Below are 24009 nucleotides of genomic sequence, written 5' to 3'. Positions count from 1 at the left end.
TTGCAACTTTTATCTCTTGAAATATGAGAAGCTTAGATCTCGGTTACATTTTGCTTCGGCGGTCACGATCCGGCAGACCGAACGTCATCTTCGTATCGAATCTGCGCCTCACCGCGTCAACCAGTTCATCTTTGTTGCACGGCCTTTGCTTCGTTCTTCCGTCGGGTCAGGTTGACCTTGGTCGAAATCCGATTTTTCAAATATTTGAATCCACATTTGGGATTGGACTTGGATTAGTTTCCACTTATCAAAGGCAGGCCGAGCACAAGGTTACCTCGCTCTATTTTTTAGCAGTAATATGAATCCTGAAATAGAACAATGAGTGCTTGGGATAATGCACGAAAGGAAATCTGTGAATATATCTTTTCCTGACTGGATGGGAGATTGATGATAAGAGGTTATGTGCATGAATCTCCTTGCTGACCGAATGGGATCTTGGTTATAAGGAGTTCAATCTATACATCACGACAAGTGTAAGGGGCTTAGACGGCAGCAGATATTAGTTCTGTATATAATTGATGCGGCCATCGGCATCCAAATAAGCTTGATAGCGCGTGCGGATAGCAGGCTCAGCAATCAAGTCGAGCACATGCTCCTTCGCAAGCCAGCGGACATCGGATATCTCTTCCGATGTGCTTAATTGTCCGCCCACAGCCGTGCAGGTATATTCGAGCATGAGCTTGGTGGGAACATCGGTTACCCCGTCATGCCATTTATAGGTTCCTGTGTTGGAATATACGCCGATTAAGCGGGATACCTCGACATCGATTCCGCTCTCCTCCTTGATTTCTCTGCATAAGGCGTCAATCAGATTTTCCCCTGCCTCGACTTGCCCGCCCGGGAATACCCAACCTTCATGCTGCGTCTTCACTAACAAAATATGTCCTTGTTCGTTCTCTACAATACCGCCTACAGCAACAATATGTGTTGGCATGGTCATTAGGAAAGCCTTCCTCCCTGACGGTAAGTAACTATCTCTGGATTATAAAATAGCGGCTGTTGCCAGCCGCATTTCCCCCCCCCCCGGCCCGAAGGCGGGGTATAGCTTAATCATCGTCTCCGTCAATGGCGAAGCCGTACTGTTCCGGCTGAAGACGGATATGCCTGGCGATTTGTGCTGCCGTGCCTGAAGCAGCCGCCTCGTACCTGCCATGCAACGCGTCGAACAGGGAGCGCAGTTCTGCGTCTTCCTCCAGATCATGACGCGATACATCGAATTGGTTCAGAGGGCGTGGATGCTGACGCTCCGTCAGAAGGGCGTCAATCTCCTGCAGCAGCGGCAGCAGATGGCGGTCATCCGCCTGGCGCAGACTGCCGAGCAGCGCGGCCCACCGTCCGGATTCCGCCATGAAATAGGCGCTCCACCAGTACAGCTCTTCAGCCGAATGGCGGACATGATCATGGTACACCCGGAAGATGAACAACACTTGCTGCGCCGCAGTCATTTCGGAGAAAAGCCGACGGCCATCGTCCCCGCGAGCGGACGCTGCCTTGAAAGCCAGGATCAACGGCTCATAGCACGCGGATGCGAGCGTCCAATCATCGAGACGTTCCAACATATGACGATTCATGTTTGCCAACAATATACATATCACTCCTCCAGCCGATTGTATATAACATATTGGCTGGCAGTCAAGCTATGCCCCCCATCGCCGCGATAAGGATGGCCGAAACGCGCGAGAACATGCCAGAGCTGCTTGAGAAGCTGCCAGGTCTCCCCGGGCGTCCCCCAGTCCGCCCAGAGCTCGGGATGACGGGCAAGCGAACGGGCGGCTTTCCCGATCGCGTTCGCATCCAACTGCCCCGGCACGGTGGCGAAGTCCCGTGCGACCCGGCGCGCCCCCGTGCGGGTGCTGCATCAGATTCAGCGCCCCGTATTTCGGGCGCTCCCGGTGTGCAACTCCGGCCGGATGATAGGCGCCGCCGAAGAGCCTCCGCTCCCAGCGGTCCCCGCCGGAGTAAGCCGTCGGGCTGGCGCTCGTCACGCCCGTCTCGAACTGGCTGCGGTACACTCCGTCCCGCAGCAGCCCCTCCACGACAAGCAAGCCGTCGGCAAACAACCGGTCGGGGTGGAAGTTGACCGTGACCCGGGCCGATTCGCCGCACGGCGGCAAGAATATCGCGCAACATGGAAAACAGGAAGCCCGCTCGCGTCAAATGCCGTTCGATGCGCTCGCGAGCGGGCTGCCGCACTGAGCTGGCGGACGCACTTACATGCTGGATGGCTTGTGCCTGCGCCGGCGTCAATGCCTGCTTGCTATGGAATGATTCAACCATGAACCGCACCTCTTTTCCCGGATAAATGGACCTGCCGGTTCCCGCTTGGTTCGCCCGGTATCTGCCGTTATTGCACCGTCTTCGAATTACGTGGCAGAATTAGTTGCCGCATCGGCGTCCAGCATCGCGATGAATGCGGTCAAAGCGCTGGAACAGACCGGCTCCCGCCGATGCACGAACCAGATATGCAGATCGCGGTACCCGTCCGGCAGGCGGTGCGTCGCGATCCGGCCGGCTTCCGCGGCCTCGGCGATCGACGACTTCGGCAGCATGGAGACGCCGAGCCCCTCGGATACGCCGCGCAGAATCACCTCGAACGTGCCGAATTCCATGACCGGGCCGGAGGGGTGGCCGGATTCGCTCAGGAAGCGCTCGGCGCGGGCGCGGTGCGAGCATCCGACATCGAAGAACAGCATCGGCTTCGCCAGGCAATCCTCCAGACTGCCCGCTCCCGGCTCCGAGATCAGCACCAGCTCATCCCGGAACGCGGCGACATGCGCGATATCGGGATGCTCTACCGGACCATAGATGAAGGCCCCGTCCAGTTCATCGTTCAGCACTTGCCGCGTCAGGCGGTGCGTCTCCCCAGTCGGAGCGAGAGCTGCACGTCGGGATATTGCAGACAGTAGGTCTTCAGGAGCGGCGTCAGATGCGTAACGGCCGCCGTCTCGATGGAACCGATGCGAAGCGGTCCGGACGGATGCTCCGAGTAGCGCGCCGACTTCTCCGCCTCGTCCAGCAGACTCAATATCCGATCCGCGTACTCCAGCAGATTCTTGCCTGCGGGCGTGAGCGTCATCCCCCGGTTGGAGCGGCGGAACAGCGGGGTCTTCAATTCAGCCTCCAACTGCTGAATCCGGGTAGTCACATTCGACTGGACGTAATTCAACGCCTGCGCCGCCTTCGTGATGCTGCCTTCCCGGGCCACGGCCTGAAATATTTTCAATTCTCCGCTCTCCACTGCGATGTCACCTGCTTGGTATAAAAGTTTATGATACTCACCTTCGTTTTTGTTCATTTTACTTGATGATCTTGGTTCTGAACAATCAAACCGAATCATCGCAACAACCGATTGGGATAAGGAGGAATTCATGTGAGAGCAATCGTGCACGACGGCCGGAGCGGTCTGGAGGGCTTGTCATATAAGGAAACGGCCGCGAAGCAGCTGGGACCGGGAGAAGTGAAGGTACGGCTGCGGGCCGCGGGTCTGAATCATCGGGATCTGTTCCTGATGGCCCGCCGAACGCCCCAAGACCCGCCGTTTATTCTCGGCTCGGACGGCGCCGGGACGATCGAAGCCGTCGGGGAAGGAGTATCCCCCGACATCATCGGCAGCGAGGTCATCATTCACCCTTGCCTCGACTGGGAGACGCCGGATATCGTCCCTGCCCTTCCCGCCATCGTCGGCGGTCCATCGGACGGGACCTTTGTCGAGAGCATCGTCATTCCTGCCCGCAACGCTTTCCCGAAGCCGGCATACCTGACCTGGGAGGAAGCGGGCGTGCTCCCTTTATCCGCTCTGACAGCCTACCGGGCTCTGTTCACGAGAGGACGGAAGCGGCCCGGAGAGCATGTTGTCATCCCGGGGATCGGCGGCGGGGTCGCGACCTATGCCTTGCTCATGGCTGCGGCGGCGGGAGCAAGAGTGAGCGTCACGTCGCGAAGCGAGGCGAAGCGGCAAAGGGCGCTGGAACTTGGGGCGCATCATGCCTTCGACAGCCAATCGGTATGGAAGGACGAGCTCGGCGGAGAAGCGGCCGATCTGATCCTCGACAGCATCGGACCGGCGACATTCGGGCAATATTTCGAAGTCATCAAGCCGAATGGCCGCATCGTCACGTTCGGCGCCAGCTCGGGCGATCGGATGGAGATTCCGGTGCGTGCGATCTTTTTCCCGCAGATAAGTATTATCGGCACCTCTATGGGAAGCCGCCAGGAGTTCGAGGCCGTGCTGAAGTTCATGGAGCGTCACTCCATCAGGCCTGTAGCCGACCGCGTATATCCGCTGCAAGATACGGTTCAAGCCTTCGAGCGGATGCGGCAGGCAGAGCAATTTGGTAATATAGGGATCAGCATAGAGTAAGAGATTAAGGAGGCTGACGTCCGGTGGACGCGAAGCGCGACTCACACCCCGGCAAGGGCAAACCATGCAGACGCAGTTGACGAAGGACGAGCATATCGCCGCGGCGCAACAAGCCATTCTGTATATGAAAAGTCATCTGGACGAGGATACCACATCCGAACAGTTGGCGGAGCATGTGGGATACAGTCCGTATCATTTCACGCGAATATTCAAGAGCGTGACAGGCATCTCTCCGCGCCACTATCTGTCCGCCCTGCGGATGGAATCCGGGAAATCGGCGCTGCTCAAAGAGCCGTCGCTCCTCGTCAAAGTGCTGCTGTCGATCGGATTTCGAAGCGCCGGCTCGTTCAACACGCGGTTCAAGCGGCAAGTCGGCATTCCGCCGCGGGCGTTCCGCATCGGTTCCGAAGCGTTAACGGCGTATATGAATCAATTCAAGGATCGCGAACTGCCGCTGCCCGTTCCCGGAAAGGACACGGCTCCGCAGATTACGTGCCGGATTGATGCGCCGGCCTCCTTCCGCGGCTTGATCTTCGTCGGCCTGTTCCCTCATCCGATCCCGGATCAGCGGCCGGTTGCCGGCACGGCGCTCGCCGGAGGGAAGCGGACATGCGTGTTCTCGGACGTGCCGCCAGGGACGTATTATGCGCTCGCCGCCGGCATCCCGTGGAGTCTTCGTCCGAAGGATTATTTCGTGCTGGATCGCGCCATCCGCGGCAAATATCCTTCCACCATCGAGGTGAATGATCGGACAGAGCTAGGAATCGCGATTCAACTGCGGGACCCGCTGCCCTACGATCCGCCGATCGTCGTCAGCCTGCCGCAGCTCCTCTTTGAGAAGAACAAGGAGAGCAACACCGCAAAGTAGAAGAATTTCCCGGCAGCGCTCCCCGATATAATGGAAACGGTACAATCACTGACCAGATAAGGGGGAGCAACATGCCGAAGCTATGTGTCATTTCGATTTATGTATCCGACCTGGAGCTGGCGAAGCGGTTCTACTGCGGCAAATTGGGCTTCGAGGTATCGCGGGAGTACGATGCGAAGACGGTCAGCCTGAAGCATGAAGGCATCCCGATCGTGCTGTACCGGGTGGAGCAGCCGGCCCGGCCGGTCTATCCGCAGCAAGCCCAGGTCGTGATCGGCTTGGAGACGCACAACCTGGCCGTCACGATCGCCGACCTGGCGGCCCAAGGGATCGAAGCCATCTACGATATGCCGCAGCCATGCCCGCCGGGGACCTATAACGCTATCCGGGATCCGTTCGGCAATGTCATCGAGTTATTGGAATTCAGCAAGCGGCCGTCCGAGCAGTGAGACACCAACGGACTTCTGCCATCCTGCCAGCAAAGACAGCATGAGCACCATCGGCTGCAAAATTGTCCGCTACGACGAGCCTCGCTCCTTCACGTTCCAATGGAAGGGACCCGATCCGTTCGCCGAGACGATGAATCGGCAGGAGCGGCTGACGCTGGTGAAGGTCACGCTTGAGCCGACGGATCGGGGCACGACGGTTCGGCTGGAGCATAGCGGCTGGAAGGACACGGAAGCATGGAAGCAGGCGCGGCAGTGGCATGTCGAGGCTTGGCGGCAAATGCTGGCCAGCCTGAAGGCGATGCTCGAGTCCGGAGAAGGAGCCGGATGCTGCCCATAACGAAGAGGGGCTGTCCCATAAGCAGTAAGAAACTGCCGTGAGACAGCCCCGGCCTGTGAACAAACCGTACCGCGTTTTGCCGGACAAGCCCAATTGTTCAATATTTCTCTGATTCGATGCGACGGTTGGTTCGTTTTGTTTGTTCCGCTTGTCTGACGCTTTTTGCTTCCCCCAGGCTTTTTACCGCTCGACTTGCCAAAAAAAGCTGCGGAAATGCAGTTTTCCCTTATGACGCGTACTCCGTTACAGACATTCCTGCAAAACCGCAGGAATTTCAGCCATGTCAATGGGTTGAAACCAATAATCGGAGAGATTAATGCGCTTTTGCAGGAATTTCATAAAATAGCGGCTCAAATACCACTAGCGTTGCATCGAGCGGTTAGTTCATAATCTAATTTCAATTAACATCAATATATGATATATATTTACATTTGCGATGTCCGCGCTAAGTCTAAAAAAGTCGAGCTGGAAACAGACCCTACGCGTTATCCATTATATGTAAAAAGCGTTTTCGTTTGTCATTACGTCACAATCAGTCTCGGTTTCATCGACTTTGTTGCCTTTTTCGGACGTCTCCCATTTCGCTTTGGTCGACCTCTAGATGTTCGAGTCGGCTTGCGGTTGAGTGCAGCGATCAAATTTTCCCATGGTTTTTCCGCATAGATGCGAATCAACTGGAGGAGGTCCCATGTCGACTTTTTACAGTCCAGTGTTAATTTAATCAGCAAACAGAGAGCATACGCGATTAAAGCAATATACATTTGGTTCCAAATCGCTTCGGCCGTATAACCGTGGGGTTTTACCAATCGAATATGCTGCTTGACCCATTTAAAAAACAACTCAATATGCCAGCGATTTCGATAAATCTCGGCAATTTGATGTGCGGATAAGTCAAATCGATTCGTTACAATTCGATAGGTACGCCCTTGGTCATCGTTAAACTCAATCAAACGCAGAACCGCTGGCAGCTCCGGCATCGTCACATCAGCATCAAGGATAAACCCATTCTGCCTTTTGGGGAGGTCTCTTTTTCTGATGATCGTTAACCGGCTCTTTTGCTTGACGCGGCAAACAAATTTAATCTTATCCTCTACCCATTTCTGAAAATGGTCGTACACCTGGTATCCTCGGTCCATCACGTAGGTCGCATCTTTATCCACTGTAAATTCCAACACGACTTCATGATCGGCTACATCTTTGGTTGAAGCGACGATCTTGTCTGGATACATCGTTTTGGAGTCCGCAACGACCAAGGAGGTGTGCATCTTCACGCCATGGCTACTTTTGGAACAATAGGACCATTTCGCGAGAATGGGAGGTAGTGTAATTCCCGATGAATCGATTAGCTTGAGTTTCCCAATACCAGGCGTAATGCCGCGTTTCCCTTTTGTAAGTTGCTTGATTCGATCAATGAGCGAGAAAAAGAGCGTCTGAAGATACTCCATAGGCAGCCGTTTCAGCTTCCGCGATAGTTGGGAAGCGCTTATGCTCTTGAGTCCAAGCAGTTCTTGAAATTCAGGATTAGCGGCTACATGCTCTGACATGACTTTGTATGAGTCTCGTTGCTGAAGCTGTGCCTCTACAAATAAGAGTGTCGAAGCGCCGACAAACAACTTTTGGGCCCGGTAATCCAATGACTCGTGTCGAGTAGAATGAACATGTAACCATTTTAGGCATTGACAAATGACGTTTTGATTCGGTACGTTATCCATAGAAATCTCCTTTGTTGAGGCGTTTTTATGGATAACGCTTTGGGTAACTCAACAATAGGAGATTTCTTTATTTTTGTCCACGAATATAGTTCAATAAGTTACAAATATAGAGACTTATGGGGTAGAAATTTTCGTAAAAAGATTGATGCAACGCTAGTGCTCAAATACCGTTAAATCCTGCGTTTACGCAGCATTTTTACCTATTCATCTATTTTCCGCCACATTGCCTCCGCCGTATTTCTCCGTCGTCTTCCCCTCTCGTCATTTTTAAATGTCTTATGGGACAGTCCCTTCTTCAATGTGCATGCCGCGTCTCTCTAGTAGGCGCGAAGCACGTGAAGCAGGTAGTCTTTGCGGTTCAGCGGATTATAGTCCGACCGCTTCCGCACCGGATACCCGGATTCCATCCGGATATAGCCGCACGGCCGAGCGATGAACACGCCCTCCCCTTCTGTAATCGCATGGAGACTGCGCTTGAACGCCTCCGTCGTCTTGACCGGGATCGTTCCGCTCAGCAGGCAGGTATCGTCGGACATGACCGGTTCCTTCATCACCGCCTGCAAGCCGGCCAAGCGCTGCATGGCGGAGCTGATGCTGCCGGCGGGAACGGCAAGCTCGTATTCATGGATCGGCTCATATACGTCCGTTCCGGCCCGGGACAATGCTTCCATCAGCACCAATGGCACCAGCTTGCGGAAATCGCCGGCTACCGTAACCGGGCTGGCATATCCGGTATGGGTCAAGGCGACGGCAATGTCCGTCACTTTCCAGCCATACAAGCCTTGGCGCAGCGTGGCATATACCGTGTCCTCAATCGCCGCATGGAATGCGAGCGGCAGCGCCCCCAGCTCCACCTCCAGACGGTAGGTTATGCCGCTTCCGGGCTCGCCCGGATCGATCCGGAAGCCGACCGTGGCATAGAACGGATTCCCTTCCGCCCCCATGAATTCCACGGCCGCCCCCGTCCCTCGCGGCTTCTCGATGCAGACGATCCGCGTCTCCGCGAAGCGGACATCCAACTGGTAAGCTTCCTTGAGCGTCGCTTCGATCACTTCTTTTTGCACTTCGCCGAACAAGCGAATATAGGTCTCCCCGTGATGCTCATCCCGCCAGATATGGATAAGCGGATCTTCCTCCGCCATCTTCATCAAGGCTTGATACAGCGCATGATCGCGGCTCTTCGGAACCGCCTCGACGCGCGATTCCATCTGCGGCGCGGCGACGTGAAGCTCGCGAATCCGCTCCGACCCGATTCCGATCACATCGCCGATGCGAACCTCCTGCAAGCCCCATACCTTGCAGAATTCGCCGGCTCCCGCGCTCGCCGCGTCGGCCGTCCGTCCGCGATCGAAGAGCTGGATCCGCTTGACCTTATAGGAAGCGGCCTCAATCTGTCCGTCAGCCTGCTTCCGGTTCACTTGAATCGTCTGTCTGACGCCGAAGCTTCCGCTGAAGACGCGGATATAGGCGATTTTCTCGCCGGAGGACGCCCGTTCGATCTTGAACACCACTCCGGATAACGGCGCATCTGCGCATGGCTGCGGCGCGGGGATGAACCGGGTGATGGCTTCCAGCAGCTCGTGGATGCCGATCCCGGTCATGGCGGAACCGGCCAGGATCGGGTATACGCGAGCCTCCCGGATAAGACGGGTCAGCGCCTCCTCGATTCGGGAGCCGAGTATCTCGCCGCCGTACACATAGGAAGCGAGAAGCTGTTCATCATGGTCGGCCGCCAGCTCGATGCATTGCGCTTCGAATTCCGGGTCCTCCTTGCCGAACTGTTTTTTGACGATATCGGCCTGCTTCGTCCCCGCCTGCACGGTTCCGTACAGCGGAATGGCGCTGCGGGACAGCCGCTCACGTATCGCCTTGAATACCGCCTCTGGCTGCGCGCCGCTCCGATCGATTTTATTCACGAACAGGATAACCGGAATCTCCAGCTTTTCGAGTACCGCCATCAACACCTTCGTCTGCGCCTGAATGCCTTCAACCGCCGACAGGACAAGTACCGCTCCGTCCAACACGCCGAACGCCCGTTCCACCTCGGCGATGAAGTCGGCATGGCCGGGCGTATCGATCAGATTGATCTTGACCTCGTTCACGACGAAAGAGACGACCGATGCCTTGATCGTAATCCCTCTTCTTCTCTCCAGCTCCAGGGAGTCCGTCTGCGTGTTGCCCGAATCGACCCCGCCCAGCTCCCGGATGACCTTCGTCTCATACAATAATCGTTCAGTCAGGCTCGTCTTGCCTGCGTCGACATGGGCGACGATCCCGATATTGATTGTTTTCATGTATAGAAATCCTCATTTCTTCTCTCATATTGTTCTCCTTTCGCAATGTGGTTCTTTGCCGCATGCTAATCACACTCCCGTTCATAAGGTACCTTCAGTATAATAAGAGATTGGAAAAATGACAAAATAAAACATCGCGGCACAGCGCCGCGATGTTCTTTTTTCCGCCAAAGTAAGGGCTTACAAATTCAAAGAAGCCATTAGAGCCAGGTCATGAAATAGCCCTGCTTCACCGGAATGCCATGCCGTTCGGCCCAACGGGCCAGTTCATTCATGCCTCCGTTCTCCCCTCCCGGGAACCGAAAGCAGCAATAGCCCGGTATGGAGCTCTTGCCCTTCAGCCGGATGCCTACAGCGGCTTGGCGATATCCCTTCACCACGATCTCTGCCACTTCATCCGCCGCGATCGACTTCCCCCGAATCGTGATGGAATCCGATTCCGCCCGAATGTCTGCCGTTCGCTTCTTCATTCGCACGCATACTTCCGCACACAGCGATCCAATGAGCACCGCCAAGGCAGCCATTTGCAGAAAGAACAGCACGGGCACGGTCTGTTCGGTCATCAGCGCGACATGCAACATGGCGGCACTGAACAGGAAGGTTGCCGCAAGCACTTCCTTCGTCCTTGTCGGATACATAATTCGATAATGCATAATGATCCGCTCCATTCTGTAAAGTGATGATTACGGATGGTCTCTCATTAGCAGCTTTTACCTTTATTATATCATCGCCGTTACGAATTTTGACACATATTTTTCACAGAATGGACAATTACGAACAAGATGTAAGGCTCCGTGCCCGGCGGCGGGAGTTTCGCCGGAGACAGATACCTGTATTTCCGGGACGGTCCTTCTCTTGTTAGCCCGCTATCCGAATAAATTGACGCTAACGTCAGTGAAAGATATAATAAACTGACAACATTGTCAGTGAATTGAGGTGATCCGATGTCGCCGCGAACCAAGGAACAGAACGAGCGAATGCGGGCCGCGCGCATGAAGCTGATTCGCCAGGCCGCATTCGACGTCTATCTTGACCGGGGCATTCACTGCGCCGAGATGAATGAGATCGCGAAGCGGGCCGGCATCGCCCGAGCTTCTATCTACTATTATTATCAGGATAAATGGGAGCTGTTCCGGCTTCTCTTTCTCGGCTTCATCGATCATGCCCGGCAATGGGCCGGGCGGACGCTGGATACGGAGGAAGCGCCGGCCGCGCGTCTGCAGCGGCATGCCCGTTATTATATGCAGCGTGCAGCGGAAGATCCGTCCTTCGTCCTGCTCACCCGCCGTATCGATGAAGATCTGCCTGCCGTCTTCGGCGAGCATGCCGGGGAGCAGCGGAATCTTCTGCGGCTTCGCCCCTCTCTTATCCGAGCGTTCCGCGAGGGCATGTCAGCCGGGCAGCTGCGCCAAGCCGACCCGGCCCTGGCCGCCGATATGTACTGGGGCGGACTCCTCGGCGCGATGGCGAGCCTGTCCGGGCGGCAGGCAACCGGGGAGGAACTGGACGCCCTGGTGAATGAAGCGGCAGAGCTGTTATGCGGCGGATTATTGCATGAGCCCCAAGGAAATGACACCGCGAACCGCCGCGATGCATAAGGTCGATGAAGGGGGCCATTCATGATCATCCAGAAAAGAAGAGCAGGAGGAGAGTCAATGATAATACTGAAATCAAAGGAAGAAATCGGCCTTATGAGAGAGGCTGGACGCATTGTGGCCGAATGCCATGCCAAGCTGGCCGAGGCGATCAAGCCGGGCGTCCCGACGACAGCGCTCGATCGGCTGGTCGAGCAGCATATCCGTTCGCGCGGAGCGGTGCCGAGCTTTCTCGGCCATCACGGCTTCACCGCTTCGATCTGCGTCGCGAAGAACGATGTCATCTGCCACGGCTTCCCGGATGACGAGCCGCTTGAGGAAGGCGATGTCGTCACGATTGACATCGGCGCGCATTATCGCGGCTATCATGGCGATTCCGGCTGGACATACGCCGTCGGGAGCGTGTCCGACGACATCCGGCAGTTGATGGACGTCTGCCATCAGGCCCTGTTCCTCGGCATCGAGCAAGCCGTCCCCGGCAATCGCGTCGGCGATATCGGCTTCGCGATTCAGACCTTGGCCGACCGCCATGGATACGGCAATGTCAGAGACTTCACCGGGCACGGCATCGGCCAGGATCTGTGGGAAGAGCCTCCCATTCCCCATTTCGGACGGCCGGGTGCGGGTCCGAGATTGAAGCAGGGCATGGTCATCGCGATCGAACCGATGCTGACCTTGGGCGACTATCACACCTATGTCGAGAGTGACGGATGGACCGCCCGGACCGTGGATCACTCGATCTGCGTCCAGTATGAGCACACTGTGGCGATTACCGATAACGGCCCTGAAATATTAACGAAGCTGTAGCCCAAGAGCAGATGGTCATTATCGGACGGAGCCCTATTTTACCGGGGCGCTGAGGCTGATTGTAGCTGCGCCATAAGAGAGTCGAAGCGAACGAAGCGGAGTTTTGTCAGGGCAATAAGTGGGCGAAACCTGTTCGACTGAAGATATCGCAGGACATATGCAAAAAAGGGCTCAAGCGATGGACGCTTGAGCCTCTTGCTGTCATCCGGATGTCGGCGGATGCTTGTTTGTTTTGCCTTATTTGAACACTTTCAGGCGCTCATCCAGCGGTTGGAACTCCTTCTCGCCCGGCAAGCGCTCCAACTGCTCGTCGCTCAGCACGGAATCCTTGCTGATCGCATAGATGCTGCGTCTTTTTTTGACTGCGTCGAGAAACTCTTTACTCATCTGAACCACTCCTCTTCATCTACCGATAAGATCGTCTTGCCTACACATGCTATAATAAACGATAGATCGAATTAATATAAGTAGGCACTTCTATGTGCTGTAGTATCACCAAAGATACTGTCTTTATACAGGGGGAGCGAATGAAATGAACAAGACCAATCCAATGGCATGCGAAGTCGTCGTCGCCTTGGATGCCATCGTCGGCAAATGGAAACCGATTATTCTCATGCAGCTCATTACCGGAGGGACGAAGCGCTTCAGCGAGTTGAAGCGGCTGAATCCCGACATCACCCAGCGCATGCTGACACTGCAGCTGCGCGAGCTGGAAGAGCAAGATCTTGTGCAGCGCGTCGTCTACCCGGTCGTTCCGCCCAAGGTCGAGTATTCCATCACGGAATATGGCCAGAGCCTCGTCCCGATTCTGGAAGCGATGCATAACTGGGGCAAGGCCCATTCCGAACGGATGAATCGGAAAAAAGCGCAGCAGCAGGCCGTGGAGACCAGGTGAGTTCCGCCTGGCCCCTGCCCCTGGCAATCGGGTTCTCTCAGGCCCGTCTCCGGGACATGCGCCTGCTCCTATCCCCGGATTATTTCTCCCCAATGCCGCAGGAATCGTCCGTGCACAGCCCTTCGCCGCCTTCCGGAGTCAATACCGTCAGCGGATGCTCCTCCTTCCAGGCTTTGTCCAATACTTCGAGGAACATCTCCGGCCGCTGGGCTCCGCCAACCGCATACTTCCGGTTGAAGACGAAGAACGGCACGCCGCGGCAGCCCAATTGATTGGCTTCGCGCATCTCCTGTTCGACCTCGGACGTGAATTGCGTACTCTCCAGCATCGACGCCGCCGCTTCCCGCTCCAAGCCCGCTTCCGCGGCAATATCGAGCAGGGCAGCCTTTTCACTGACGTTTTTGCCGTCGGTGAAGTACGCCTTGAACAGCAATTCGGCCACCTTATCCCGCTTCCCGTGCTGTCCGGCGAGGTGAATCAGGCGGTGAGCATCCATCGTATTGGTCATAATCATCGAATCGAATTGATAATCGATCCCTGCTTCCTTGCCTTGACGGACAATATCTTCGTGCATGGCGATCGACTGTTCCCGGCTGATGCCGTACTTCTCGGCGATGGCCGTATACGCATCCTTCGTCGGATGCTTCTCCGCATTCGGGTCAAGCTGGAAGCTGCGGTAGATGACCTCCACCTTATCCCCGTGCCCGAACTGGCTTAGCGCTTCCTCGAACCGGTGCTTCCCGATATAACAAAATGGACATGCAACGTCCGACCAAATCTCTACTTTCATCCTGTCCTTCCTCCTGACTGCCAACCGAAATTTGCCTTCTTCCCCATTATATCTCGAAATAAAGATAAATCCAACCTGCCTTACAGCAGGCCCGCCTTCGTCAAAAATTGCTTCACGACATCATGGGGGCTTCTGCCCTCCTCGTTCACCTGGTAATTCATCTCCCGCATCTCGTCATCCGTAATGCGGCCTCCCAGCCGGTTCAATGCTTCTGCCAGCTCCGGATACCGCTTCGCCGTATCGCTGCGCATAAGCGGCGCGCCTTGATAAGGCTGGAACAGATGCTTGTCATCCTCCAGCACGACCAGATGAAGCTGCCTAATCTCGCTATCTGTAGAATACGCATCCACCAGATTCATATCCCCCGTCTCGATGGCCGTATAACGAAGCTTCGGCTCCATTGTCTGCATGTGGGAGAACGCAATGCCGTACCGCTCCTGAATCCCGCCGCAGCCGTCCTCCCGATCGGCGAATTCCAGCGTGAAGCCGGCCTTCATTATCTGCTCCACGCTCTGAGGGAAGAGTCGACTTCCTTAATGCCGGTGTATGTATTGCGCAGGATGGGAAGGAGCGCATAGGCCACCAATGCGGTTATCGCGGGGAGCGTCCCGATGCCGAGGAGCGGAATGAGCAAGCCGAGGAGGGCCAACGACGGAATTGTCTGCAGCACCGCGGAGAGGCCAATCAGTCCTTCCGCCATTTTCGGATGGCGCGTAATATGGATGCCAAGCGGAACCGCGATCATCAAGGCAAGGAACAAGGCGACGAACGAAATCTGAACCTGCGCGAGCAGAGCGCTCAATAGTTGGTCTTGCCGTTCTCTCAACACGTCGAATAGGATACTCATGAACCGGAACCTCTTTCCTGCGGATCGCTTCCCGTTATGCGAACGTGACGGGCATCTCCGCATCATTGGATGATCATATTATTGATTGTCCAATCGCCGCACGGGTCAATCGGGAATCGATCACAGCACGGCTTAAGCGGCTTCCTATGTGGACGCCATGCAACGAAAAAACGGCCGTTGAACAGCCGTTATTGCCTTATTTCTATCTTGAATTCTATGTGTTGAGCCATCTTCATTATGTGCTGTACCCTAAAAAGCCGTTGGCAAAGCGGAGGGTTGTTTGCACATTTCACCTCAACTAGCAAATATTGTTTCAATCGAAACGATAAACATTGATTTGATGGGAATGTATTTTTTCAAGTACAACAGAAAGGCTTCACATAACCTAAGTACTTAATTGCCTGCATTTGACATTCAGAGCAACACATGCAAAGATAATATTGTTTCATCCGAAACAATATTATCTGTCAATATCATTTTCCTAAAAGAATGGAGCGTGACTGGTATGAAAAAGGCTGATGTAATCATTGTCGGAGGCGGTCCGGCAGGACTGATGGCTGCCTGTGAGCTGGCGCTTGCCGGGGTTAACGCCCTAGTGCTGGAACGCCGCTTGGAACGGGTACGCAATTCACGGGCGCTTACTCTTCATCCCCGCTCCCTGGAGCTGATGGCGATGCGAGGAATCGCGGATCGCTTCCTTGCCCGGGGACAAACGCTGCCGACAGGCCATTATGCCAATCTGGAGACCCGATTGCGGTTCGATGCGCTGGAGACGGATTATCCCTTTACGCTATTGATTCCCCAATTTGTTACGGAGGAGATTTTGGAGCAGCGTGCGAGGGAGCTTGGGGCAGCCATATGGCGGGGGCATGAAGTTACCGGATTAACACAGGATGCTCAAGCGGTTCACATTCACTCGCATAGTCGGGATGGAGCCAGGTTGCTGGAGGCACGGTATGTGATCGGAGCAGACGGAGCGCGAAGCTTCGTTCGTCGGCAGTCGGGCATTCCCTTCCCGGGGACCGACACGGCTTCGACGGGCATTTTAGGCGACATCGTGCCGGAGGAACCGCCGGAGCACCCGTTTCTATCCATCTTTAACAAGCATGGATTATTACTCATGGTTCCGATTGGCAAGGAGACCTACCGGTTCGCGATCATCGACCCGCTCCATCAGCATCTGCCTGCAGATGTGCCGGTCACGCTTGAAGAGCTGCAGGGCGGGATCGAACGGATTACCGGCAAGACGCTCCGCATTCGTTCCACCGTCTGGCTGTCCCGATACGGCGATGCCAATCGGCAAGCGGAAGCATACCGGGCCGGCCGGGTATTTCTCGCTGGCGATGCGGCCCATATCCATTTCCCGGCTGGAGGGCAAGGCTTGAATGTCGGGCTTCAAGACGCATTCAATCTGGGCTGGAAGCTGGCGGCCGCCCTCCGCGATGAAGCGAAGGCCGACTGGCTGCTGGACAGCTACCATGCCGAGAGACATGAAGCAGGACGGCAACTTCTCGCCGATACGAGAGCCCAGGGTCAACTGATGACCGACTTCTCGGAGACGGGAACCGCCCTCAGACAATTGGTATCGCGCCTCCTCTCCTTCCCTGACGCCAATCGGTCGATCGCGGAGCAGGTCGGAGCGACCGGCATCGCTTACCGGCCCCTTCCGGGCACGGGCGCGAATCCGTGGATAGGCCGGCGCTGCCCGAATCTGAGGCTCGTCCTGTCAGATGGCGCTCCGCTAACGCTCTATCAACTGATGCATGGCGGACAGTTCGTGCTTATTCATCATCCTGAATCCGGTTCGCTTCCGCAGGATCTGCCGGATTCATGCGCCGATTCTCATATCCGCGTCATCACCGCCAAAATCGAGGATGCCGGAATGGAGGGCATCGAGGCGTTGCTTGTTCGCCCGGACGGTCACATCGGGTGGGCGATCGCCCAGGGCGATACGAAAGCTTCGACGGAAGACAGGTATAGTGGGCTGCGAGCATGGCTGTTCCCTGTGCCTGAATTGCGAAGCTAGAGTGTAAATGGGAAATGTTTCGTAAAAAAGCCGCTGCTCAGAGTCATGCTCTGGGCGCGGCCTGATTACGGGGGCGTGAGACCGGCTGGCTGTTTACCCTTTCTGTTCGCGCCGCTCATCCGGCAGGCCGCCGCCCTCAATCGCAGCTGCTATCACTCCCGGTGTCGCAGGCTGAATCGGAAGCCCCTGTCAGGGTTGAACCGCTGCTCACCCCTTGCCGCATCCAGATGAACGCGGCCGATACCACTATTCATCACCTGTTCTATTCTGCTGGATAACCATCGGGTAGGCGCGGCAAGAACAATCGTTCCGCTGCAGCCTCCCCGGCAGGTTCATGCGACAATCGTTCAGGTTCCGCAAAAGGTTCGGTACGGACACGCAGACGGCTCAGGCAACGCGGCATATTCCGCTTGCTCCGGGGAGTAGGCGTAAGGGTTCGCAAGCACAGCCAGCAGCCGCTCCATTACGCTGTAGTCTCCCTGCTCCACTGCCGCTTCCAGCGCTTCTTCCACCCGGTGGTTCCGTGGGATGATCGCCGGATTGCTGTCCCGCATCAATTGATGCGAGGAGGCTTCCGGCTCCTCCTGCCTGCCCCGTCTTGCCTGCCACCGCTCATGCCACTGCGCGTACTCGCCCGTTCCGAACAGGCCCGTCTCCTCCGTGTCCCCCAGAGTTAAGGCGCGGAACGTATTCGTATAGTCGGCAGAATGCTTCTCCATCAGCTCAAGAAGCTCTTCGATCAGGGACTCATCCTCCGCCTCTTCATTGAAAAGCCCCAGCTTCGCCCGCATTCCTGCCAGCCAATGGCGTTGATAGAGCTTGGTGAACGCCGCAATCTCCTGCTCGGCCAGCTCGACAGCCTGCTCCTGATTCTCATGCAGCAGCGGCAGCAGCGCCTCGGCCAGTCTCGCAAGATTCCATGCGCCGATATAGGGCTGGTTGCCGTAGGCATAGCGGCCCTGCACGTCAATGGAACTGAACACCGTCGCCGGATCATAGTTGTCCATAAAAGCGCAAGGCCCGTAATCAATGGTCTCGCCGCTAATCGCCATGTTGTCGGTGTTCATCACCCCATGAATGAAGCCCGCATGCATCCATTGGGCAATCAGCTTGGCCTGGCGCTTGGCGACTTCCCCCAGCAGGGCCAGATACCGGTTCTCGCCCGCGTCAGCATCCGGAAAATGTCTCTCCCAGGCATAATCGGCCAGAGCTCTCAGATCTTCCACCTTGCCCCATTGCGAAGCGTATTCGAACGTGCCGACGCGCAGATGGCTGGCCGCCACGCGGGTCAGCACCGCGCCAGGGAGCTCGGTCTCGCGGTATACCGGCTCGCCGGTCGTCACGACCGCCAGGCTGCGGGTGGTAGGAATGCCAAGTCCATGCATGGCTTCGCTGATAATATATTCCCGCAGCATCGGCCCCAGCGCCGCGCGGCCATCTCCCCCGCGGGAGTATGGCGTCCTGCCCGAGCCCTTCCATTGAATGTCCATCCGCTCCCCCGTGGGCGTGATCTGCTCGCCAATCAGCAGCGCCCGTCCGTCCCCGAGCATCGTAAAATGCCCGAATTGATGCCCCGCATAAGCCTGGGCAAGCGGCGCGGCGCCCTCGGGAATCCGGTTGCCGGCGAACACCGCCGCACCGTCATCGCTGTTCAGCTCCTGGACATTCAGTCCAAGGGATGCCGCCAACTTTTCGTTCCATATAATCAGCTTCGGCGACCGCACCGGGGAGGGAGTCTGCCTCGTAAAAAATAGCTGCGGCAGTCGGGCATAACTGTTATCGAAGTTCCATCCTTCCGGAATTGCTTTTTTCTCCGTCATCGTATCTCCCTTTTCCTGTGTCTTATGAATGTAGCGTTTGCTCCTGTTCATTAATTATGCCTAACGATTCAGGTTGTTCTTTATTCAAGCTAGATTTTTTGTAGGCTAACGGGGTCATGTTCATCGTCTGCCGGAATTTGTCGATGAAATAACTCGTGCTGTTAAATCCGACTTGATAAGAGACCTCGGTCACATTAGCGTCTGCTTGCTGCAATAAAACCAAGCTTTTTTGAATTCTATAATCTATGACATAGCTCAACGGGGTTGTTTTCAGCATTCGCTTAAAGTACCGGCAGCATTCGGAACGGCTTAATTGACCCGCTCTGGCAATATCGTCCAGCCTGATGTTCTCCGCGTAATGGAGATGTATCCATTGCAGCATTTCCTTCATTCGCTCACTCTTGACCATAGCCGTCCGATCATATTCTAACGGAAAGCCATTCTCAATTAAGTTCTTCCAGATAAATGTAAGCTGCAGGGCAACGTCGATTTCATAGTAAGGCGTCTTTTGTTCGATCCATTGATGGATTTTGCCGATGGCATCTAAAATGTTTTTCCCCCACGGCTCCTTTGCATGCAAGTATAAGTATGGCAAATTCGTCGCTTGAATGTATGGATACACATATCCCGTATAGAGTTCGTGAGGCAAGACGAATTGCGGGGACACATTCAGGCAAATATACACGCAGCCCGAGTGATTCTTGTCTTCCGCCATGTGAAGACAGCCGCTGTTGATGAATAGCCCCTCTTCTTCTTGTATCGCTACTTTTTCTTCATTGATTTGATAGACGGCTTCCCCCTGGCGGATAAGCACAAATTGAAGTTCCTCATGCCAATGAAGCGGGATATATCCATTTATATTTTGCTGAATCGCGGTTTCATAACAGGCCATCGGCAATTCAACGGTGCGATGCCGGGTTAGCTCTTTCAAGTTGCGGTCAATCTTGAAATTTTTGATCTGCACAGGCTCGCCTCAATATATTGATATTTTTTCATTCAATTGAAGTATTAATTTCCGGATATTTTCCTTATTATATCACTATTATTGGATGTAAGGGTGAGGGTTCAATGATGAAGACGAATACGAGAAGAATGGGGTTCTTTCTAGTTATCACAGGGGCCATCCTCTGGGGTATCGGGGGAACGGTCGCGCAAAAGCTTTTTCAGCAATTCGCCATTGAGGTCAATTGGCTTGTCACGATTCGTTTGCTTATCGCCGGCGTTCTGCTGTTAACCGTTCAGTTTTGCATACAAGGCCGTTCACAGATTTTTGGGGTATGGAAAAACAGAAAAACCGCTTGTCAGCTCATTATTTTCGGGTTATTCGGCATGCTCGCGGTTCAATACCACTAGCGTTGCATCAATCTTTTTACGAAAATTTCTATCCCATAAGTCTCTATATTTGTAACTTATTGAACTATATTCATGGACAAAAATAAAGAAATCTCCTATTGTTGAGTTACCCTAACGTTATCCATAAAACGCCTCAACAAAGGAGATTTCTTATGGATAACGTACCGAATCATAACGTCATTTGTCAATGCCTAAAATGGTTACATGTCCATTCTACTCGACACGAGTCATTGGATTACCGGGCCCAAAAGCTGTTTGTCGGCTCTTCGACACTCTTATTTGTAGAGGCACAGCTTCAGCAACGAGACTCATACAAAGTCATGTCAGAGCATGTAGCGGCTAATCCTGAATTTCAAGATCTTCTGGGTCTCAAGAGCATAAGCGCTTCTCAACTATCGCGGAAGCTGAAACGGCTGCCTATGGAGTATCTTCAGACGCTCTTTTTCTCGCTCATTGATCGAATCAAGCAACTTACAAAAGGGAAACGCGGCATTACGCCTGGTATTGGGAAACTCAAGCTAATCGATTCATCGGGAATTACACTACCTCCCATTCTCGCGAAATGGTCCTATTGTTCCAAAAGTAGCCATGGCGTGAAGATGCACACCTCCTTGGTCGTTGCGGACTCCAAAACGATGTATCCAGACAAGATCGTCGCTTCAACCAAAGATGTAGCCGATCATGAAGTCGTGTTGGAATTTACAGTGGATAAAGATGCGACCTACGTGATGGACCGAGGATACCAGGTATACGACCATTTTCAGAAATGGGTAGAGGATAAGATTAAATTTGTTTGCCGCGTCAAGCAAAAGAGCCGGTTAACGATCATCAGAAAAAGAGACCTCCCCAAAAGGCAGAATGGGTTTATCCTTGATGCTGATGTGACGATGCCGGAGCTGCCAGCGGTTCTGCGTTTGATTGAGTTTAAGGATGACCAAGGGCGTACCTATCGAATTGTAACGAATCGATTTGACTTATCCGCACATCAAATTGCCGAGATTTATCGAAATCGCTGGCATATTGAGTTGTTTTTTAAATGGGTCAAGCAGCATATTCGATTGGTAAAACCCCACGGTTATACGGCCGAAGCGATTTGGAACCAAATGTATATTGCTTTAATCGCGTATGCTCTCTGTTTGCTGATTAAATTAACACTGGACTGTAAAAAGTCGACATGGGACCTCCTCCAGTTGATTCGCATCTATGCGGAAAAACCATGGGAAAATTTGATCGCTGCACTCAACCGCAAGCCGACTCGAACATCTAGAGGTCGACCAAAGCGAAATGGGAGACGTCCGAAAAAGGCAACAAAGTCGATGAAACCGAGACTGATTGTGACGTAATGACAAACGAAAACGATTTTTACATATAATGGATAACGCGTAGGGTCTGTTTCCAGCTCGACTTTTTTAGACTTAGCGCGGACATCGCAAATGTAAATATATATCATATATTGATGTTAATTGAAATTAGATTATGAACTAACCGCTCGATGCAACGCTAGTGCCAATGTTAAAGTAATCGTTCCACAAAGGATAATTCTTTTTAGGATCCTTCAGAACACTCTGTTTTAAATCCTTCGGAACCTTCAATTTCCCTGCGGATTTTTTTAAGTCTTTTTGGAAATCCATCAATTGTGTCACTGGGTAGCTAAGATTTATACTCAATGCCACATTATTATTATATTGATCGATAACCATGGCAGGAGCACTGGGATCTTCCATATTAAAGCCAGGATTAAATTTCTTTATATATCTTCCCCTTTCGCCGCTAAGTCCATAAAATAAATCGCCATTCTCGGCGCTATAATCCGCCATGTTGATTGGCGCATTCCCATCCGGATCCATCAAACCTACAGGATTGTTCCTGACCATTCGGTACAGGTTTAATCCATCTATCGTTCCGGCCGGATCCGGATTCAGCCAACGTCCCAGCCATGGCATATAGTAGCGGTATCCGTAATAATACAGGCCCGTGGCATCCAGTTCTTTTCCTGAATAGCGGATGGTCTTGTAGCTTGCCTCCACCTCTGACCGGGCTGTCCACAGGGCTGTGCCGCCATAGGGATAAAATTCTTCCTTGCTAATGATCTGACCTTGCCCGTCAACTTCCAATAAAGAGGAGCCAAGATGATCGTTGAGGCTGTACCGGTACTGATCATTGCCGATGCCGCCCGGCTCGGTTCCATCCTCCCAGTGCAGCACCCTCACTTGTCCCGCTCCCTCATCCACGGTAATGACCTGCAATGCTTCCGTTACCCGGTCCCCGGTCTGGCGGATGCGAAGCTCCAGGCCCGGCAAATAGAGGGTCGTATCCGTTTGCGTTGTTGTCTGTGTCTTGCGGGTATACCGTTTTACGATGCGCATTCCCGAGCTGTCATAGAGATAGCCTTCCCAGTCGTTATCGCCGCCTTCGCGCACGACCATATGGACACGGCATAACTGATTGCGTGTATCCCATTCCAACGGTCTCCCCGGGAATAAAGCTTGTTGATTGCCTGCTCTGTCAAAGGAAGCCGCGATATCCGGGATGTCTTCCCCTTGCCGCCAAATCCCCCGGTTTGAACTTTTGTCCACATACACATTCGTTGTATATTGACTTGCCCCGTTATGGCTAAGCTTGATTAAATTGCCGGCCCGATCGTAGCTGTATTTCTGAGCGTAATTGACATATTGACTATCGTCCAGAGGGATAGGCGTGATCAAGGGAGGAAGCGACGTCTGCTGACGAAGCGCGTCGGATTCCCGCCCCGAGCTGGATACAAGCTGATACAGGGCATCGTAAGCATACTGCCTTTTCGGAGCGACGGCCTGATTGCGGAAATAACGGACCGGCTCCGCTTCATTGCAGATAGACAGGATATTGCCCACCGGATCATATTCATAACGATAATCCTGCAACACTTCCCTTTTCCCGGAGGACAGCTGGCGGGAATCTTTTTTTCGGATTAACCGCTGCGTGCTCTCCTCGTAAGTATATTCCGTTACGATACCATTTCCGGCTTCGGCGAGATCCACTTGACCCGCCGCGTTGTACTCGATCCGGTTCCAAATCCGTTGCTCCGCTTGGCCTTCCAGCGTGAGGCTGACCGCCTGCGGCTGGCCGGCGGCATTGTAAGTCAGTTGCTGGAGATTCCCTTTGGCGTCTGTCTGGGCGAGCACCCTGTCCTGCGCGTCATACCGCCAGTTCGTATCATAAGCTTCGGCAGCCAGCAACGAGGCCCAGGCGCTTTCCTCATCCATACTCCAGCCGCCAGGTTCATCCCAATTTTTCAGCAGTTGACGGCTTTGGCGCAAAGGCAGTCCAGCCAAGGTAAAGCTGTCGGTCTGTATCCGGCCCGCGGTATCGTAGTGGCGCACCAACTGCCCGCGCAAATTGTTGGCCTGGGCATCCGCCTCCTTCTCGCCATAAATAAACCGCTCCCTGCACTGGGGGGAGTCCGTACCTTCCTGCTGCTCGAATACGGCTGCCGGCCTGCCTAATACATCATATTCGAGAGTCGTCTGCGTACCGTTGGCATCGATAAGCCAGACTGGCCGCCCCTCGATATCAAAAAGCTCCGCCTTGCGGCCGGCATCCACGCTTTCCGAACTCAGCGCTTCGCCTCTCAGGGAAGCCATGGTTCTTAGATTCGGCCGAGTGCCGCTATCCTCCTGATATTGTGCGAACAGGCGAGGATCCATGCTGCTGTCAAGATAGCCTAACGCCGTATACGTGTTCCGCAGGATATACTCATCTTCCGGATCTCCAGCCGCGATACGGTTATACCGAAGGGTACGAATCTCCAGGTTCCGGTTATCTACTACCGAAATCGTAGGCGTGCCGCTATATATGGACGTTGTATTCATAGGTTTAA

20 protein-coding genes and 4 pseudogenes are annotated in these 24009 nt (G+C 54.2%); 10 read left to right on the top strand and 14 right to left on the bottom strand.

The window, feature by feature from the left end; translation table 11 throughout:
* Positions 1 to 499: 499 nt before the first annotated feature.
* The 5 genes and pseudogenes from OCY70_RS07380 to OCY70_RS07360 form a co-directional block, all read right to left on the bottom strand.
* Positions 500 to 940: an NUDIX hydrolase gene (locus OCY70_RS07380; protein WP_213431203.1), complete on the bottom strand. Its 441-nt coding sequence runs from the start codon at positions 938 to 940 to the stop codon at positions 500 to 502.
* Between the two features lie 106 nt (positions 941 to 1046).
* Positions 1047 to 1583, bottom strand: coding sequence for a hypothetical protein (locus OCY70_RS07375; RefSeq protein ID WP_213431204.1), 537 nt, complete (start codon positions 1581 to 1583; stop codon positions 1047 to 1049).
* 8 nt (positions 1584 to 1591) lie between these two features.
* Positions 1592 to 1810, bottom strand: coding sequence for a DUF3626 domain-containing protein (locus tag OCY70_RS07370; RefSeq protein ID WP_249725648.1), 219 nt, complete (start codon positions 1808 to 1810; stop codon positions 1592 to 1594).
* 90 nt (positions 1811 to 1900) lie between these two features.
* A pseudogene (locus OCY70_RS07365) lies at positions 1901 to 2036 on the bottom strand (DUF3626 domain-containing protein); the annotation flags it as partial.
* A gap of 327 nt (positions 2037 to 2363) precedes the next feature.
* Positions 2364 to 3238 (bottom strand): annotated as a pseudogene (locus OCY70_RS07360) (LysR family transcriptional regulator).
* Positions 3239 to 3370: 132 nt separating this feature from the next.
* Here OCY70_RS07360 and OCY70_RS07355 point away from each other — a divergent pair.
* The 4 genes from OCY70_RS07355 (at position 3371) to OCY70_RS07340 (ending at position 6014) form a co-directional block, all read left to right on the top strand.
* Positions 3371 to 4360 (top strand): zinc-binding dehydrogenase, encoded by a 990-nt coding sequence (locus OCY70_RS07355; RefSeq protein WP_213431205.1) that lies wholly within the window; start codon positions 3371 to 3373, stop codon positions 4358 to 4360.
* Between the two features lie 64 nt (positions 4361 to 4424).
* Positions 4425 to 5228, top strand: a complete 804-nt coding sequence (locus OCY70_RS07350; protein WP_213431206.1) for a helix-turn-helix domain-containing protein — start codon at positions 4425 to 4427, stop codon at positions 5226 to 5228.
* Between the two features lie 71 nt (positions 5229 to 5299).
* Positions 5300 to 5677 carry a VOC family protein gene (locus OCY70_RS07345; protein ID WP_213431207.1) on the top strand — a complete coding sequence of 126 codons (378 nt, stop codon included), beginning with the start codon at positions 5300 to 5302 and terminating at the stop codon, positions 5675 to 5677.
* 40 nt (positions 5678 to 5717) lie between these two features.
* On the top strand, positions 5718 to 6014 hold the full coding sequence (locus OCY70_RS07340) for an SRPBCC family protein (RefSeq protein WP_249725649.1): 297 nt from the start codon (positions 5718 to 5720) through the stop codon (positions 6012 to 6014).
* A 521-nt stretch (positions 6015 to 6535) separates the two neighbouring features.
* On the opposite strand, the gene OCY70_RS07335 is transcribed toward OCY70_RS07340, so the two are convergent.
* From OCY70_RS07335 to OCY70_RS07325, 3 genes are all read right to left on the bottom strand, one after another.
* Positions 6536 to 7726 carry an IS4 family transposase gene (locus OCY70_RS07335; protein WP_261944587.1) on the bottom strand — a complete coding sequence of 397 codons (1191 nt, stop codon included), beginning with the start codon at positions 7724 to 7726 and terminating at the stop codon, positions 6536 to 6538.
* 317 nt (positions 7727 to 8043) lie between these two features.
* On the bottom strand, positions 8044 to 10020 hold the full coding sequence (locus tag OCY70_RS07330; RefSeq protein ID WP_213430779.1) for an elongation factor G: 1977 nt from the start codon (positions 10018 to 10020) through the stop codon (positions 8044 to 8046).
* A 200-nt stretch (positions 10021 to 10220) separates the two neighbouring features.
* Positions 10221 to 10673, bottom strand: a complete 453-nt coding sequence (locus OCY70_RS07325; RefSeq protein WP_213430778.1) for a 6-phosphogluconate dehydrogenase — start codon at positions 10671 to 10673, stop codon at positions 10221 to 10223.
* A 291-nt stretch (positions 10674 to 10964) separates the two neighbouring features.
* Between OCY70_RS07325 and OCY70_RS07320 the strand changes: the two genes are divergently transcribed.
* Together OCY70_RS07320 and map are read left to right on the top strand one after the other, a co-directional pair.
* Positions 10965 to 11618: a TetR/AcrR family transcriptional regulator gene (locus OCY70_RS07320; RefSeq protein ID WP_213430777.1), complete on the top strand. Its 654-nt coding sequence runs from the start codon at positions 10965 to 10967 to the stop codon at positions 11616 to 11618.
* A 57-nt stretch (positions 11619 to 11675) separates the two neighbouring features.
* Positions 11676 to 12422 carry a type I methionyl aminopeptidase gene (gene map, locus OCY70_RS07315; RefSeq protein ID WP_213430776.1) on the top strand — a complete coding sequence of 249 codons (747 nt, stop codon included), beginning with the start codon at positions 11676 to 11678 and terminating at the stop codon, positions 12420 to 12422.
* A 237-nt stretch (positions 12423 to 12659) separates the two neighbouring features.
* Here the strand turns inward: map and OCY70_RS07310 are convergent, their stop codons facing one another.
* Positions 12660 to 12809, bottom strand: a complete 150-nt coding sequence (locus OCY70_RS07310) for a hypothetical protein (protein WP_213430775.1) — start codon at positions 12807 to 12809, stop codon at positions 12660 to 12662.
* A gap of 145 nt (positions 12810 to 12954) precedes the next feature.
* Between OCY70_RS07310 and OCY70_RS07305 the strand changes: the two genes are divergently transcribed.
* On the top strand, positions 12955 to 13317 hold the full coding sequence (locus OCY70_RS07305; RefSeq protein WP_213430774.1) for a winged helix-turn-helix transcriptional regulator: 363 nt from the start codon (positions 12955 to 12957) through the stop codon (positions 13315 to 13317).
* A gap of 79 nt (positions 13318 to 13396) precedes the next feature.
* Here the strand turns inward: OCY70_RS07305 and OCY70_RS07300 are convergent, their stop codons facing one another.
* Entirely contained in the window at positions 13397 to 14107 is a 711-nt protein-coding gene (locus OCY70_RS07300; protein ID WP_213430773.1) for a DsbA family oxidoreductase, read from the bottom strand.
* A gap of 80 nt (positions 14108 to 14187) precedes the next feature.
* Positions 14188 to 14954: pseudogene (locus OCY70_RS07295) on the bottom strand (ABC transporter permease/substrate-binding protein).
* Positions 14955 to 15459: 505 nt separating this feature from the next.
* On the opposite strand from OCY70_RS07295, the gene OCY70_RS07290 reads away from it, so the two are divergent.
* Positions 15460 to 16980 carry an FAD-dependent monooxygenase gene (locus tag OCY70_RS07290; protein ID WP_213430772.1) on the top strand — a complete coding sequence of 507 codons (1521 nt, stop codon included), beginning with the start codon at positions 15460 to 15462 and terminating at the stop codon, positions 16978 to 16980.
* A 347-nt stretch (positions 16981 to 17327) separates the two neighbouring features.
* On the opposite strand, the gene OCY70_RS07285 is transcribed toward OCY70_RS07290, so the two are convergent.
* Complete coding sequence (locus OCY70_RS07285) at positions 17328 to 18800, bottom strand: protein adenylyltransferase SelO (protein ID WP_213430771.1); 1473 nt, start codon at positions 18798 to 18800, stop codon at positions 17328 to 17330.
* A 22-nt stretch (positions 18801 to 18822) separates the two neighbouring features.
* The gene (locus OCY70_RS07280; RefSeq protein ID WP_213430770.1) at positions 18823 to 19764 is read right to left on the bottom strand and encodes an AraC family transcriptional regulator; all 942 of its coding nucleotides are present in this window, start codon (positions 19762 to 19764) and stop codon (positions 18823 to 18825) included.
* A 107-nt stretch (positions 19765 to 19871) separates the two neighbouring features.
* On the opposite strand from OCY70_RS07280, the pseudogene OCY70_RS07275 reads away from it, so the two are divergent.
* Positions 19872 to 20147, top strand: a pseudogene (locus tag OCY70_RS07275) (EamA family transporter); the annotation flags it as partial.
* A 158-nt stretch (positions 20148 to 20305) separates the two neighbouring features.
* Entirely contained in the window at positions 20306 to 21496 is a 1191-nt protein-coding gene (locus tag OCY70_RS07270) for an IS4 family transposase (RefSeq protein WP_261944552.1), read from the top strand.
* 138 nt (positions 21497 to 21634) lie between these two features.
* On the opposite strand, the gene OCY70_RS07265 is transcribed toward OCY70_RS07270, so the two are convergent.
* Positions 21635 to 24001 (bottom strand): RHS repeat-associated core domain-containing protein, encoded by a 2367-nt coding sequence (locus OCY70_RS07265; RefSeq protein ID WP_249725623.1) that lies wholly within the window; start codon positions 23999 to 24001, stop codon positions 21635 to 21637.
* Between the last annotated feature and the right edge of the window lie 8 nt (positions 24002 to 24009).

The organism is Paenibacillus melissococcoides, from assembly GCA_944800085.1.
Classification (GTDB): Bacteria; Bacillota; Bacilli; order Paenibacillales; family Paenibacillaceae; genus Paenibacillus_B; species Paenibacillus_B melissococcoides.
This window is presented reverse-complemented; position numbering and strand designations above follow the sequence as displayed.